12 protein-coding genes are annotated in these 14,630 nt (G+C 48.3%); all 12 read right to left on the bottom strand.

Annotated features, from left to right (window positions below):
- Window positions 1-26: 26 nt before the first annotated feature.
- Window positions 27-1,925, bottom strand: a complete 1,899-nt coding sequence (gene mutA / locus D7D25_RS10900; RefSeq protein ID WP_122968985.1) for a methylmalonyl-CoA mutase small subunit — start codon at window positions 1,923-1,925, stop codon at window positions 27-29.
- A gap of 342 nt (window positions 1,926-2,267) precedes the next feature.
- On the bottom strand, window positions 2,268-3,143 hold the full coding sequence (locus D7D25_RS10895) for a response regulator transcription factor (RefSeq protein ID WP_148038911.1): 876 nt from the start codon (window positions 3,141-3,143) through the stop codon (window positions 2,268-2,270).
- Window positions 3,143-3,589, bottom strand: coding sequence for a nitrous oxide-stimulated promoter family protein (locus tag D7D25_RS10890; RefSeq protein WP_370453852.1), 447 nt, complete (start codon window positions 3,587-3,589; stop codon window positions 3,143-3,145). The genes D7D25_RS10895 and D7D25_RS10890 overlap by 1 nt, the downstream gene beginning before the upstream one ends.
- 27 nt (window positions 3,590-3,616) lie before the next feature.
- A complete protein-coding gene (locus tag D7D25_RS10885; protein ID WP_148038910.1) occupies window positions 3,617-4,978 on the bottom strand; it encodes a hypothetical protein in 1,362 nt (453 codons plus the stop codon).
- A 54-nt stretch (window positions 4,979-5,032) separates the two neighbouring features.
- Complete coding sequence (gene rodA / locus D7D25_RS10880; RefSeq protein ID WP_122969022.1) at window positions 5,033-6,493, bottom strand: rod shape-determining protein RodA; 1,461 nt, start codon at window positions 6,491-6,493, stop codon at window positions 5,033-5,035.
- Window positions 6,494-6,506: 13 nt separating this feature from the next.
- Window positions 6,507-8,399, bottom strand: coding sequence for a penicillin-binding protein 2 (mrdA, locus tag D7D25_RS10875; RefSeq protein WP_122968982.1), 1,893 nt, complete (start codon window positions 8,397-8,399; stop codon window positions 6,507-6,509).
- On the bottom strand, window positions 8,389-8,904 hold the full coding sequence (mreD, locus tag D7D25_RS10870) for a rod shape-determining protein MreD (protein WP_122968981.1): 516 nt from the start codon (window positions 8,902-8,904) through the stop codon (window positions 8,389-8,391). The genes mrdA and mreD overlap by 11 nt, the downstream gene beginning before the upstream one ends.
- Window positions 8,901-9,749, bottom strand: a complete 849-nt coding sequence (gene mreC, locus D7D25_RS10865) for a rod shape-determining protein MreC (RefSeq protein WP_122968980.1) — start codon at window positions 9,747-9,749, stop codon at window positions 8,901-8,903. The genes mreD and mreC overlap by 4 nt, the downstream gene beginning before the upstream one ends.
- Window positions 9,750-9,808: 59 nt before the next feature.
- Window positions 9,809-10,834, bottom strand: a complete 1,026-nt coding sequence (locus D7D25_RS10860; RefSeq protein WP_019539746.1) for a rod shape-determining protein — start codon at window positions 10,832-10,834, stop codon at window positions 9,809-9,811.
- A 46-nt stretch (window positions 10,835-10,880) separates the two neighbouring features.
- A complete protein-coding gene (purH, locus tag D7D25_RS10855) occupies window positions 10,881-12,404 on the bottom strand; it encodes a bifunctional phosphoribosylaminoimidazolecarboxamide formyltransferase/IMP cyclohydrolase (protein WP_122968979.1) in 1,524 nt (507 codons plus the stop codon).
- 227 nt (window positions 12,405-12,631) lie between these two features.
- Complete coding sequence (locus D7D25_RS10850) at window positions 12,632-13,597, bottom strand: ROK family protein (RefSeq protein ID WP_122968978.1); 966 nt, start codon at window positions 13,595-13,597, stop codon at window positions 12,632-12,634.
- Window positions 13,598-13,764: 167 nt separating this feature from the next.
- Complete coding sequence (locus D7D25_RS10845; RefSeq protein ID WP_122968977.1) at window positions 13,765-14,541, bottom strand: M48 family metallopeptidase; 777 nt, start codon at window positions 14,539-14,541, stop codon at window positions 13,765-13,767.
- Window positions 14,542-14,630: the final 89 nt, after the last annotated feature.

Below are 14,630 nucleotides of genomic sequence, written 5' to 3'. Positions count from 1 at the left end.
TTACTCCTTGTCCTTTATTCTTCACTCTAATGCAAAAGCTTCTCATTGAATGATTTCAGCGTCTCCAACACATTACTGCGCACGTTGATAAAGTGTTCGACACCGATCGCCTTGAGATCGTCCGCGCAGGCGGGAGCGCCGGCCACCACGAAAATCTCTTTTCCCCCTTTGAGAAGGTTATAAGCTTCAGGGGCCAACGCAGCATATTCATCATCGCTTGAGCAGAGCACCACTATGTCGGCACCTTTGCCCCGGGCTGCATCGACCCCCTCTTCTACCGTTTTGAATCCGAGGTTGTCGATGATCTCGTAACCGGCACAAGCAAAGAAATTACTTGAGAACTGCGAGCGTGCCAAACGCATGGCCAGATTACCGATGGTAAGCATAAATACTTTGGGTCGTCTGCCACTCCGTTCGGTAGCCAGACGCAATTCGTCGAAAGCGTTGGAAAGACGACGCGTATTGAGCCGCTTGAGCGGGCTGTTGTGGGTCTCATCATTTCCGCAACCACAGTGGGCCTGGTCATCTTCTATCTTTTGGCTCATGGCCTCGCCGAAGTTGGGATACTGATTGGTACCCAGCAGGATTTCCCGTCGGTTGGCTACCGCATTGAAGCGGGCATTGGCGGAAGCATTGATGGCATCCTGTACGGTGCCTGCCTTGATGGCTTCGTAGAAACCGGTCTCTTCGGTTTCGAGGAACAACTTCCAGGCTTGTTCGGCCAGAGCGGATGTGAGTGTTTCAATATAATATGATCCTGATGAAGGATCGGTGATCTTATCGAAATGAGACTCTTCTTTCAGCAGCAGTTGCTGGTTGAGGGCAATCCGTTCCGCAAAGGCAGTAGGTGTCTCGAAAGCCTCGTCGAAAGGACGCACGGTAAGCGAATCGACCGCGGCGATGGTAGCGGACATCGCCTCTGTTTGGGTACGCAGCATATTCACATAGGGGTCGTACAACGACTGGTTGAATCGAGAAGTGGAGGCATGTATATTCATTTTCGCGGCACAGCGGCAGGTGCCGTCGGGCGATTTGTTATCGCAGTCATGCGCACAGGGCGGTTTGTAGGCATCCACGATCTGGGCCCACAGCCAACGTGCCGCGCGAAATTTCGCAATCTCCATGAAGTAGTTGGCCCCCACCCCCATTTCGAACTTTATCTTTTTCGCAGCCATGGAAGGATCGACACCATTCCCGATCAACGCCGATAACACTTGGTTTGCATAGGCCAGGCTGTATCCCAGCTCCTGATAGCTGTAAGCGCCGGCATCGTTCATCCTGTCTCCCGATACGGTAATGGCACGATAGCGGGGAAGCGGCGCGGTAATGTTCACCATCTCCACTGCCTTTTCCACCCAATCGGGTTCGTCAATCCCTTTTTTGAGGATTTTCCTGAAAGGATCGAATTCAATAGAACCGTGGCATTCCATCACATTGAGATTCTGCGAACGGACATACTCCGTGACCAGGCGGGCCAGATCGATGGTGCGCGAGATGCAGGTGCTGAAGTTCAACTCTACCCTGTCGGGGGCGATCCCCTGAAGGAGTATCTCTACGTTTTCAGCCGAAAGTGCATTCTTCGGCAGACGAAAACCCAAAGAGGTGACACCCTTTTCCAGCAGGGTAAGCGCTTTCCTGTTAGCCTCCGCAAAGTCTTTCACTTTGATATCGTGACGCACATACCACTTATTATCTTTTCTGGTACTGCGCACATAGGGGAACTGGCCCGGCAGATTTTCGGCCGCAAGGGATCCTTCTATATCTTCTACGCGATAAAAAGGATTCACATTAAACCCTTCGTTGGTCCTCCACACCAGTTTTTTTTGGAAGTCGGCCCCTTTCAGGTCTTTTGTGATGACTTCCATCCACTCTTCAGTGGAAATGGGAGGAAAACCTGTGAAAAGTTTCTCTCTCTGATTACTCATAATTCGCTATTTTATTTATTATTTTGAGGTTCATTCATCTCGTATTGCTTAACGAAAACGTCTTTTCCCTGTTTATCCTGACAGGTTGTAATTACCCGTATCCTCCGGCTCTAAATGAGAACAAAAATAATTCTTTTTATTCTCTTTTAAAAGTATTTACCGGCTTAATTGCATCTTTGCGGTGATTCCCTATTTCCTCATCAGATCCCGACGGAACGAACAGAGGAAATCGGGGGTCAAGGATATGATTCCAACACCTTGGATCATGGATATGACAACGCGCTTCACGCGATAAAGGTAATGTTTTAATTTTTCACCATTCGCTTAGAATCCCGGAACAGTTCATCCCATGGATATCAACCCTTTACGGATAGCATAAAAAGTGAGTCCCGACACGGTTTTAATTCCTGTTTTTGAAATGATATTCTTTCGGTGTGTGAGGACTGTATTATGGCTGATGTGCAGTTTTTCCGCTATCTCTTTATTAAGGTATCCTCTCACTATAAGCCGCAGGATTTCCTCTTCCCGGCTGGTAAGCTGGTGGGGATGGCGGTCGGGTTGCTGCGGCGCATGCTCACCGGAAATGGCATGATGCAGGTGTCGGATACCGGTTGAGTCCAATTCGTCGAGTTTGGGTCGAAGTACTTTCTCACGTAACCTGTTGTGGACGGCAAGATCTTTTTCAAAAGAATGGACGGAAAAGATGATCGCGTGCATAAGATTCTGATTGAACTCTTTGGAGAGATGCCTGATTAAAATATTCTTCAGGTCGTGTAGCAATTCATAGGGGAAATCATCATCGAAGAGGGTTTGATTCCGCAGGTGTTCCGTCATTTTCTCCTTGAATTTGTGGAAGATGTCATTGAGTATTCTCAGCTCTTCATTTTCGGCACCATTGATGACGACAAAAGCATTCAAGTGTTTTCCAATGTTGGGTATCAATTCGTGAATATAACTTTCCACCGCGCACTGGAAATAATCGGCAATGGCTTGGGCGTCAAACAGGGCAAGTGAGGCCTCAGGGAGGTAGTTTTCATTGAGATAGACATTCAGGATGGTAAGGATGAAGTCGGGGTTGAGTCTGTATTCATCGCACAGTTCCCCAATAGTCTTGTCTCCCACGCCAAGCCGTATCCCGAAACGGTTCAGCACAGGAATAAGCTCATTGTGCTCCATCAGCACATCGGCCATAACACTATATTGATTCAATAAAGCCACTACCTGTTGCGATTTGCTTTGACTTTTGCGGTAAAATCGCGCTCATGCCTGCGTTCACGATAAAGATGACGGATAGCTGCCACAGGATGCACAAGCAACATCTGCGGACCCGCGAAACGCATCACTTCCTTGATTTTCTCCCGCATGCTGTGGTTATAGCAGTGGACGGGACATTTAGCGCAGGTGGGCTTCTCTTCTCCAAAACAGCAAGTCTCCAATCGCTGCAAGGCATACCTCCGCAACGACCCGCATTCTGCACATAACTCCTTACCCGAACTGTGTTTAGACCGGCAGTAAAGCGCGATCATCCTGCTGACAACTTTCTTCTCTCCTTCGTTCATTATAATCCCTTTCAAAACGCACCATTCCGTTAAGCCAAATGCACAGGCCGAGCTTGCTTGAGCTATGCCATGGCGAAGAATAGTCTGAAGCGTAAAATTAACCATATTATTTTTCGTGACCAAATCGATGGTCTAATAAAAAGAGTCCCCTTTCTCCGGTGGGTGGTTGACAGGTGTCTTTCTCAAAATTTGATAATCACCCCGCGGAATTCTATTTATCTCATATCCTTCATTGAGTTCAATCACCCATCCCTCTCCGGCAATTCTCTTGCCGGTTATCTCCAACGGTTCCGAAACAATCACCCATCGCCAATCATTTCTGAGCAATGCCCCTCCTTCCTCCACAGTAAGTACGCCCCAGTTATCACTGAGGGTGATGGTGGGATAAACCGTTCCCTCATCCTCGTCAAGAGGAATGATATTTTGCGGGTTGAAAGCCATATTCATCTCTTCCAGCCGTATTTCGAGACGCGGCTCCTCGAAAAATTTCCCCCGATACATCTCAAGCACCAAATTATGGGATACTTCCCGTTTGCCCTCCTCATCGGCAATTGTGCGGCCCCGATAATCTTCAGCAACCTGTTTTACATACGACTGCAACAGGATGCGCATGTCTGCTTCGAATGCTTCTGAGAAGAATTCAGTGAGTTGTGTTTCCCCATCCACTTTTTTATTCCAATGGTTATCTTTCTGATAGAGGAAAAATCCGTACACCGGTACTGTTTCATAGGCAAATGAGCGTACAAATGAGGGTACTTTTTCAAACAGTTCGATCCGCCGGATAAGATATTCTCTCCACTGCCATTTATTACGCCCACTCATTATCTGCCCCGTGTAAGTGGCCAATCCTTCCAGTAATTCGAGACTGTTTTCCGTTGTTTCGGAGCCCCGATATAGCATTTGACGATACTTCCTGAAAATTAATGCGTTTTTCAGATGCTCCTCTGCCCGTTCAAATCTTCGGGCTTTTAATGCCGCTTCCAGCGCTGCCATTTCAAGACGCAAGTATATCCTCCCTTCTCTGACATCCAAATGGTTATTCTCTTCCCTCCTGATCTGAAAGCCCAGGGAAGGTTGGGCTACGTGAAACAACTCATGGGTAATAATATCAACACGATCATGTTCGTTGGCAGATAATGGCAATGTGATCATCGCCCAATGAGTGCCGCTCCATTGGATATCGGTATTGGAAATGGTTACTTCTTTGGGCAATATGCCCTTGTAAATGCCTTTATCGAATTTCAAGACACCGTGTGCATCGGGCACGTTGGCATAAACCTCTCTTGTCGCGGCATCCACAAGGAGGATGGGACCGTAAATATCTTTATCCCACAACCCCTGATGCAGCAAGGTGGCTTCCTCCACTTGTCGGAAGTAGAGTAAGAGCGAGTCCGCGGGAGAGGCCTGTACGGTCATGATCACAGAGAACAGGCCCGTAAACAATATGCCTGTAAGCATTTTCATCGCTTTACGATTCAGGTAACAGCTGTTCATTTTCATTTCACAGGAGGGAAGGACGCCCTGTTTATTTCCGCATCATTTTTCATTTCAACTCCGTTTTCTCGATTTATCGATCCGAAGAAAAATAAAGAGTAAAATAGTAAATCCCCATAACGAAGATCCCCCGTAGCTGAAAAAAGGCAACGGAATTCCAATGACGGGCATAATGCCGATCACCATACCGATATTGACGATCATATGAAACAGGAAGACGCCCGCCACGCCATAACCATAAGTGCGGCCAAAAACGGTTGTCTGCCGCTCCGCCAGGCGGAGCAGCCGGAGCACAAAGAACATCATCAGCAACAGGACAACGGAGGAGCCTATAAATCCGTGTTCCTCACCTATGGTACAGAAAATAAAATCGGTGTCCTGTTCGGGAACATACTTGAGCTTGGTCTGTGTACCATTGAGGAATCCTTTTCCCGTCAGCCCTCCCGACCCGATGGCGATTTTGGATTGTCCCACATGATATCCCGCTCCACTCAAATCCTGTTCCATTCCCAACGTCACCTTAATACGCATCTGCTGGTGCGGCTGAAGCACATCATAAAACACATACTCCACCGATTCAAGAAAGGCAAAAGAGCCGATCAGAAACAGAAAAATATAGAGATATGTTCTTTTTCCGTATCTGAAAAAATGGAATAACAGATAAAGGGCAGTATACGACAATGCCGTGATGGCCACTATTCCCCAGTCGACATGTGGGGTAAAAAATGAAGCCACAAAAGCCAGTAAAAAAACAGCGGCTGCCGACAGCAGAAGCGTGAAGAAGGTGTCACGCCGTTTGATATAATTCCATATCATGGCTGCCGAGAAAATAATAATAAGAATGACTGTGACGAATTCACCTTCGGAAAGGGCGCCCATCTGTTGATCAGAGAACCGGATACCCAGCACAAAATAGAGGATAGCCGCGATCCCCATAAAGAGGAATCCACCGGGTAACCCTTCCCTGTATAACACCAGGATAAAACTCAGGTATACAAGGGCCGTCCCCGTCTCGCTCTGCGCGATTACCAGGATCACCGGCAACAGGATGACAGCACTTACCAACCAGAGGTTCTTCCGTTCCATCAGGTGAAAGCTATATGAATTGAATACCCTGGCCAATGTAAGGGCGATAATGAATTTCATAAATTCCGCGGGTTGCAGCCGCACCGGTCCGATAATCAGCCATGAACGGGAACCGTTGATTTCTTCCGCCACCAAAAGGGTGACCACCAGCAATAGAATACCTGCCAGATAAAACAGAAATGCGTACGTTTCATAGAAAGCGGTATCGATTTTCAGCAGAACAAAAGCCAGTAGGAATGAAGTACCCATCCAGATCAACTGCATCCCCGCCCTGGAAGAGAGGTCGAACAGTCCCGTGGCATTTTCCAGATCGAAACTGGCCGCATAGATATTGAGCCATCCCAGCAGCACAAAAACGAGGTAGAAAATGACAGTCGGCTTGTCCACTTTCCCCTTTTCCTCTATTTCGTTGCTTCCCTGATAGATCATCATATCTTATTGTTTAATTGTCAGGAGACTTGACGGCAGGCAGATTCCTGGTATACACGTAGGGTAGTATTTCACGCTTCATGATAGTGGTCTCTAACCATTGATCGCTCTCGGGTATCTCTCCCCTGAAGAATTTCTGCATCATCAACCTTGCGATGGGCACAGCATTTGTCGCGCCAAACCGTCCATTCTCCACAATGACGGCGATAGCCACCTGCGGATCATCTTTCGGCGCAAAGCCCATAAAGAGCGAGTGGTCATCGCCATGCGGGTTTTCAGCCGTACCGGTCTTGCCGCATACTTCCACAAACGGTGCCAGATTAATACCGCGACAGGTACCCATGGTCACCGCGTCAGCCATTCCCTTGACGGTTATATCGAGGTACTCCCTGTTGATGCCTGAGTCATGCCGCGTGGTATAGGTTGCCTCCAGTGCCGCTCCTTTGCGTTCTTTTACCACATGGGGTGTATAATAATATCCCCTGTTGGCGATCATGGCACCCAGGTTGGCGATCTGCAGGGGTGTGGCAAGGATCTCACCCTGTCCGATGGCGATGGAGATTATATTATGCGCATTCCAACGTTCCGTTTTGAAAACGTTCGTATAGAATTTGCTGTTGGGAATAAAACCTCTTTTCTCGGAAGGGAGATCTACTCCCAACGGATAACCGAAGCCCATATCCACCATATGGTCGCGCCACACGTCGAAAGCGGCCCCTACCGTGGCATACTTGCTCCTGTTACTCAACATGGCGTTCAATCCGTAGCAGAAGAAAGAGTTACAGGATGTGGTGAGGGCGTATTGGATGGACAAGGGTGAAGCGTGGGAATGGCAGCCGGGACGTCCTCCCAGTGGAGGATATCCGCCATAACAGGCATATCGTGTCTCGGGAGTGAGAATACCTTCCTGCAGGAAGATGAGGCCCTGCGTGGGTTTAAAGGTCGATCCCGGCGGATATGTGCCGGCAATAGCCCTGTTGAAAAGCGGTTTAAAGGGATTGCTTTCAAGCTGCCGGTAATTGGCGCTGAAACTTTTTCCGGTAAGAAGTACGGGGTCATAGGCAGGGGCCGAGACCATGCAGAGTATCTCACCGGTTTTGGGATCGATCATCACAATACTGCCCACTTTGTTGTGCATCAGTTTCTCACCGTATGCCTGCAGATCGATATCGATACCCAAGGTAAGGTCTTTCCCCGATACCGGCGCTTTATCATGCGCACCATCTTCATACTTTCCCTGCACTCTCCCATGCGCGTCACGGAGAAGTATTTCCACCCCCTTTTCACCCCGGAGGTCTTCTTCATGCGACAACTCAATGCCCGATTTTCCGACATAATCACCCCTCACATAATAGGGATCGGCGGCCATCTTATTCTTATCAACCTCGGCGATGTAGCCAAGGATAAGTCCCATGTTGGGGTAATTGTATTGCCGTTCAGTACGGCTCTGAATATAAATCCCCGGAAATTTATACAGTTTCTCCTGCAATAGCCCGTATTCCTCCACATTGAGCTGTGTCATGAACAGTTGCGGGGTATAGGATGAATAACCGGGGTTCTTCCGGCGGTCTCTCATATCGGCATTCAGGCTATAAAACCGTTCCATATCGATATTGAGCGTGCGGCAAAAATCGAGCGTGTCGAACTGTTTCATCTCACGGACCACCATCATCACATCATAGGTAGGCCTGTTATAGACCAGCAGTTTACCATTCCGGTCATATATGGCGCCTCTTGCCGGATAGAGAGTCCTGCGCAGGAAAGCGTTACTGTCGGCATACTCCCTGTATTGGGGACTCATCAACTGCAACTTGAAGAGTTGAGCCAGATACACCAATACGATCATCACCGCCGCCGCGGCAATCACGTATCGTCTTTTGGCAAGGGGATTGGCATTATTGTTCACCCGGTTTTCTCCTAAACATTAAACTATCCAACGCAATAATCAACGGGATGGTGACGGCCGATGAGGTCGCAATCCGTAGCAGAGTATTCTTCAGATTAAAAAGTGTGAACGATTCAATAAAGAACAACAACGTGAGATGCAGGAGCACCATGAAAATAGTGAATCGCGCGAAAGGGGCGGCGGCAGTATGGATGCCGGGCACGAAATCATCGTATCCTTCCCTTTCAAAGAAAAGCCCCAGGACATTTTTTCTAAGAGCCGCGACCATAGTGATCGCGGCCGCATTCATTCCCGGTGTATTTAAAAAGATGTCGATGATCAGCCCCATCAAAAAGGCGGAAGTGATCACATAATAGCGGTTTCTGCCTACCGGCAGCTTCAGCAGGAAATAGATATACAGGACAGGAGTGGCGATACCGAACAGGCTGATCCGGTTCAGCAGCAACGTCTGAAGCAGGATCAGCGCCACAAAAAGCACTAACTCGTATATATAACTCAATTTCATTCCTGTAACGTCTCTTCGAGCTGTTTCTGTTCCTCATAATAGGTATCATCGATCACCAGCACGTCCTGCAACGTATAGAAATTGGTGGCCAGTTGAATATTGAACGTATTGAAATTATCATCCTTCGACTCTCCCTGACTACTGACAAAACCAATGACAGTATTTCTGGGAAAGATGCGGGAAAAGCTGGTCATCACAGTATCACCCTTATGAAAATCTTCATGCTTAGGCAACTCCTGCAATTGCGCCTCACCGATGCTTGTCCCGTCCCAGAAGACAGAGCCGTAATTTTCGGAATTTTTCAGCCTGGCACTTAGCCGGAATTTGGGATTGATAACCGGGATTACCACTGAGAAGTTGGGCGATACGACCGACACCACCCCTACCACGCCACCTGTTGAGATCACCCCCATATCGGGTTTGATACCGTGCCGGGATCCTTTACTGATGGTGATGAAGTTATTTACACCCGAAAAACTCAGGTTGACCACTTCGGCGGGGATATAACCGAATTGCGGCATCGGGACGGAATCACTTACGAATGCGTTCACTTCTGCGGAATCGGCGGCAGCAAGGAGAGCAATCCGGTCTTTGAGAGCAAGGATCTGTTTCTCCAGTTCGGCACTTCGTTCCAACAACAACTGATTATTTTTCTTCAGATGGAAGAACGATGTGACATCCCCGGAGAGCGAGTAAAACCATCCTGTCACCTGGTTGGCTGAAGTAAGATAGACGCTGCGTTGATAGGAATTGTGCGTAAAAACGAGATAGAAACTGACTGCTACCAGCAGTGCGGCAAGCAACCAGTGACTATTTCGAATGATAAAGATAAAAAGATTACGCATATAAACCTATGCCTTATGCCTGATCTTCCCTTAGCCAGCCGCTAAGAACTCACGGCGAATTAGCGCATCAAAAAGGTAAATTTATCAATATTCCTCAGTGCGATACTGGTTCCCTTGGCTACCATATGCAGGGGGTCGTCCACCACCCTGAAAGGGATGCCAATTTTCTCGGTCAGCCTTTTATCGAGCCCTCTCAGCAAAGCACCGCCGCCGGTCAGGTAGATACCGTTGCGTACAATATCGGCATACAATTCGGGAGGCGTCTGCTCCAGCGCGCTCAGCACAGCCGAGTCGACCTTGGACACCGATTTCTCGATGCAATGCGCAATCTCCTGATAGGATACAGGCACATCCATGGGCAGTGAGGTCATCCTGTTAGGTCCGTGCACGATAAAATCCTCAGGCGGATTGTCGAGCTCAGTAAGCACAGAGCCCACATTGATCTTGATCTGTTCGGCAGTGCGGTCCCCCACCTTGATATTGTGTTGACGTCCCATATAATCCTGGATGTCTTCGGTAAAATCATCACCGGCAATTTTGATCGATTTATTGGAAACGATGCCTCCGAGCGAGATCACGGCGATCTCAGTGGTGCCGCCACCTATGTCCACGATCATATTGCCTTCAGGGGCTTCCACGTCGAGACCGATCCCGAGGGCTGCGGCCATCGGTTCAAAGATCATATAGACATCGCGGCCTCCGGCATGTTCCGCCGAGTCGCGCACGGCACGGATCTCCACTTCGGTGCTTCCCGAGGGGATGCAGACGACCACGCGCAGCGAAGGGGAGAACAACCCTCCTCTGTTTTTGTTCGCCATCTTGATCATGCCCCGGATCATCTGCTCCGCAGCGTTGAAATCGGCGATCACACCGTCTCTCAACGGTCTCACCGTACGAATATTCTCATGTGTCTTACCGTGCATCTGTCTTGCCTTTTCGCCCAAAGCAATCATCTTGTCGGTCTTGCGATCCAGCGCCACGATAGAGGGTTCGTCCAGGAGTATCTTTCCCGCGTTGTTCACAATGACGGAATTGGCGGTACCAAGGTCCATTGCCAGCTCCTGTGTAAATGAAAATAAGCCCATAATGTATAAATATATTAAGCTATTCGATAGTAACTATGCTTTGTGTTTAATGTTTGAAATGCCTTACGCCGGTCTTCACCATCGAAAGGCCGTTTTGATTGCAGTAATCTACTGATTCACCGTCGCGGACTGAACCGCCGGGTTGTATAACGGCAGTAATCCCGGCTTTGTGCGCGATCTCCACACAATCCGGAAAGGGGAAGAAAGCATCGCTGGCCATCACCGCCCCCTCCAGGTCGAGATGGAATGTGGCCGCCTTCTCTATGGCCTGGTTCAACGCGTCAACCCTCGAAGTCTGTCCCGTACCGCTCGCGATCAGCTGCTTGTCCTTTGCCAGCACAATGGCATTCGACTTGGTATGCTTCACCAGCTTATTGGCAAACAGCAAATCTTCGGTTTCTTTTGCCGTAGGGGCTTTGGCTGTCATCACCCGCAACCCGGCAGCAGTCTCCACACTCAGATCCTTATCCTGCACCAAGGCGCCATTCAACACCGAACGGTATTGCAAACGTTGTGTAGCTTTCTCACTCGATATCAATACCAAAATTATACGATTTTTCTTTTGGAACAAAATATCCAGCGCCTCTTTATCGTATTCCGGCGCGATGATCATCTCGAAGAAGATCTCGTTCATGGCTGTGGCTGCTTCTTTGTCCACCCGTCGGTTGGTCACCACCACACCGCCAAAAGCCGATACCGGATCGGCAGCCAAGGCGGCATCCCATGCTTCTTTCACTGTGGGACGACAAGCCATGCCGCAGGCATTGTTATGTTTGAGAATAGCCAAAGCCGTCTCGTTGAAATCTGAGATCAACGAAACAGCCGCATCCATGTCGAGGAGGTTGTTATAGGAAATCTCCTTGCCATGGAGTTGCTCAAATATTTCGTCGAAATTACCATAAAACACTCCCTTCTGGTGAGGGTTTTCACCGTAACGCAGCTGTTTCCCACCCTCCCGGGCTATACGCAGTGCCGAATGATCATCACCGTCAAAATAACCGAATATCGCCGAATCATACCCGGAGGAGACCATAAAAGCCTCTTTGGCAAACCGGCGGCGATCGTCTATGCCTGAGAGTCCTCCCCTTTCTTTTAAAAGATCGAGCAGCGGTTTATACTGATCTTTCGAAGCAACGATAAGCACATTTTTGTAATTCTTCGCAGCAGCACGTATAAGCGAAATACCTCCTATATCTATCTTCTCAATGATCTCTTCTTCCGAACCACCGGCAGCAACCGTCTCACGGAAAGGGTACAGATCAACAATAACCAAGTCAATAGAAGGAATATCATAAGATTTCACCTGTTTTTTATCGGTTTCGTTATCGCGCCGGTAAAGGATCCCGCCGAAGATTTTCGGATGAAGGGTCTTTACCCGGCCTCCCAGAATAGAGGGATAGCCGCTGACATCTTCCACCGCCTCGCACTCATAACCTAGTGACTGGATAAATTCCCGGGTGCCACCGGTAGAAATAAATTTGACCCGTAAATGATGTAATTCCCGAAGTATTTCCTCCAGCCCATCCTTATGGTAAACCGAAATGAGGGCTGTTTGAATTTTTTTTGACATTATGCGTCCGTTTAAGTCGTTATTTATAAAATGAGTACAAAGGTATAAAATCTATCGCTCTTTTCTGTCAATCGACTTGTTAGTTTTGCATAAATTTGAAAAAACAGCCGGCAATCGCTTGCCGGCCGGACCCTACATACAGGGGTAAAAACTGAAAAGGGGCGCTGCCTTATTCGCAGTTCCCCCCTTCTATACCAAAAAAAATGGCTCTTCCTTCCGGTACCGGGTCAATTTCTCACTTCCCAGCCGAGCGCGCTGGCGCCCAATACGGCGGCATCGCTCTCTTTCAGGTCGGAAAACATCAGTTTGACTTTATTCCGGAAGATGGGTAACATGTTTCTCTCCATACTCTCACGGATAGGATCCATGATGAGGTTACCCGCTTTGGAAAGGCCTCCGAAGAGGACAATAGCCTCGGGGCTGGAAAAAGCCACAAAGTCGGCAAATGCCTCACCCAGCATATCTCCGGTAAATTTGAAGATGTCTTTCGCCAGTTCATCTCCGGCCATAGCCGCATCGAACACATCTTTGGAAGTTATGTCCTCGGCCGGGATATTACGAAGGCGTGTCTGGGTATCAGGCTTCAGTTCGAGGTATTCACGGGCTGTGCGCGCCACACCGGTGGCCGAAGCATAGGCTTCCAGGCAACCGGTTCTGCCGCATCCGCATAAACGGCCATTGTGCCGGCGCATGATCACGTGCCCGAGTTCACCGGCAAAACCATCGTGCCCGTACACCAATTGTCCGTTCACCACAATACCGCTACCCACACCTGTCCCGAGTGTGATCACAATAAAATCTTTCATCCCTCGGGCCGCACCGTAGGTCATTTCACCGATAGCCGCCGCATTCGCGTCATTGGTAAGCGCCACGGGAATACCCACCCGGTCTTCCAGCAGTTGGGCAAAAGGGATCACTCCTTTCCAAGGGAGATTGGGAGCAAACTCAATGCTTCCGGTAAAATAATTACCGTTGGGTGTACCGGCACCAATCCCTTTGATCTGATCCTTGGTTGTTGTTCCCGCGATAAGATCTTCGATCAGGTTGGTAAGTTCATCCAGATAATCTTCCACCTGGGAATGTTTAGCTGTCTTGATGCTGCCGCTCTTCAAAATCTGTCCTCTTTTGTCCACGATGCCCACGACGGTGTTCGTACCGCCCACATCAATACCTATCACATAGGGTTTATCCATAGATTTGTTTATTAAAAAGTTAGTCAATGATGATCATTAGAATTTTATGCGCACAAATATAGGCTTTTTTCATTAAACCGGTTTCATCCTCACGGAATTATTTCATTTTTGTCATGCTTTATCCCGGAGGGTATGTGATAAGCAACACAGGATCGCACTTATCCTGGTTATGGTTTTATCAAATTGTAATCCGGTGAATTGAATTTCCGAACCGAACGGCTGATTGCCCTGGCGTCCTCCTGGCATAATTTGCTCAACAAATCCCAGAATTTCTCACCATGATTCATCTCGACAGTATGCGCCAGCTCGTGAAGCACAACGTAGTCGATCAGTTTTTCAGGTAACAACATCAGATAGAACGAGAGATTGATGTTTTTTTGGTGTGAACAACTTCCCCAACGGGTTGTGCTTTTGTTGATCTTTACCTGATTAAATGGCAAATTGAATTTTCTTGCCCAAAAGACGACCTTTTGTGGCAGAACACGTTTTGCCTCATGCCGCAGGAGCCGCCTGATGATCTCCTTGACCGTATGCTGCAGTTGTCCGCCCGTCAAATCCAATCCATCAGGAATGAAAATCATCAACTCTCCATCCCTGAATCTCATCTGAACGTTTTTCATTTTATCGGTTCTCGATATTCGGGCTTGAAACGTAAAAGTATTTATGACGGATTCCTCAGTAATCAACGGTTCAGTGGCAACCGCCATTTTGATCAGCCGCGGACGCATCTCATCCAACACCCCGGGAACTCTTTTGAAATCAAAGCCATGCGGGACAGTCAGATGTATTTCCCCCTCCCTTCTTCGGGCAATGATGTTCTTTGCCCTCACGTTGGGTTTAATCAGAATATTTCCTAACTGGTTGTCGTAGTACGCGTACATTCGGCAAAGATAGGGGATATTTCGGAAAAGGCCCACAATTTTGGCTTTTCTCTCGGCTTTCATTATATTTGCAGTTTTAATTTAAATTTATCAGGAAAAACCTGATATTAACAACAATATTCAAGAATTATCAAATAATTAGTAACTATAAG

This window comes from Proteiniphilum sp. X52 (genome assembly GCF_003712195.1).
Classification (GTDB): domain Bacteria; phylum Bacteroidota; class Bacteroidia; order Bacteroidales; family Dysgonomonadaceae; genus Proteiniphilum.
This window is presented reverse-complemented; position numbering and strand designations above follow the sequence as displayed.

Excerpts from the sequence above, each read along its gene's own strand:
- D7D25_RS10890 (WP_370453852.1), bottom strand. The coding sequence starts at position 3,589 with ATGGTTAATTTTACGCTTCAGACTATTCTTCGCCATGGCATAGCTCAA.
- mutA (WP_122968985.1), bottom strand. The coding sequence starts at position 1,925 with ATGAGTAATCAGAGAGAGAAACTTTTCACAGGTTTTCCTCCCATTTCC.
- mreC (WP_122968980.1), bottom strand. The coding sequence starts at position 9,749 with ATGCGTAATCTTTTTATCTTTATCATTCGAAATAGTCACTGGTTGCTT.
- purH (WP_122968979.1), bottom strand. The coding sequence starts at position 12,404 with ATGTCAAAAAAAATTCAAACAGCCCTCATTTCGGTTTACCATAAGGAT.
- rodA (WP_122969022.1), bottom strand. The coding sequence starts at position 6,493 with ATGATCTATCAGGGAAGCAACGAAATAGAGGAAAAGGGGAAAGTGGAC.
- D7D25_RS10885 (WP_148038910.1), bottom strand. The coding sequence starts at position 4,978 with ATGAACAGCTGTTACCTGAATCGTAAAGCGATGAAAATGCTTACAGGC.
- D7D25_RS10850 (WP_122968978.1), bottom strand. The coding sequence starts at position 13,597 with ATGGATAAACCCTATGTGATAGGTATTGATGTGGGCGGTACGAACACC.
- D7D25_RS10860 (WP_019539746.1), bottom strand. The coding sequence starts at position 10,834 with ATGGGCTTATTTTCATTTACACAGGAGCTGGCAATGGACCTTGGTACC.
- mreD (WP_122968981.1), bottom strand. The coding sequence starts at position 8,904 with ATGAAATTGAGTTATATATACGAGTTAGTGCTTTTTGTGGCGCTGATC.
- D7D25_RS10845 (WP_122968977.1), bottom strand. The coding sequence starts at position 14,541 with ATGAAAGCCGAGAGAAAAGCCAAAATTGTGGGCCTTTTCCGAAATATC.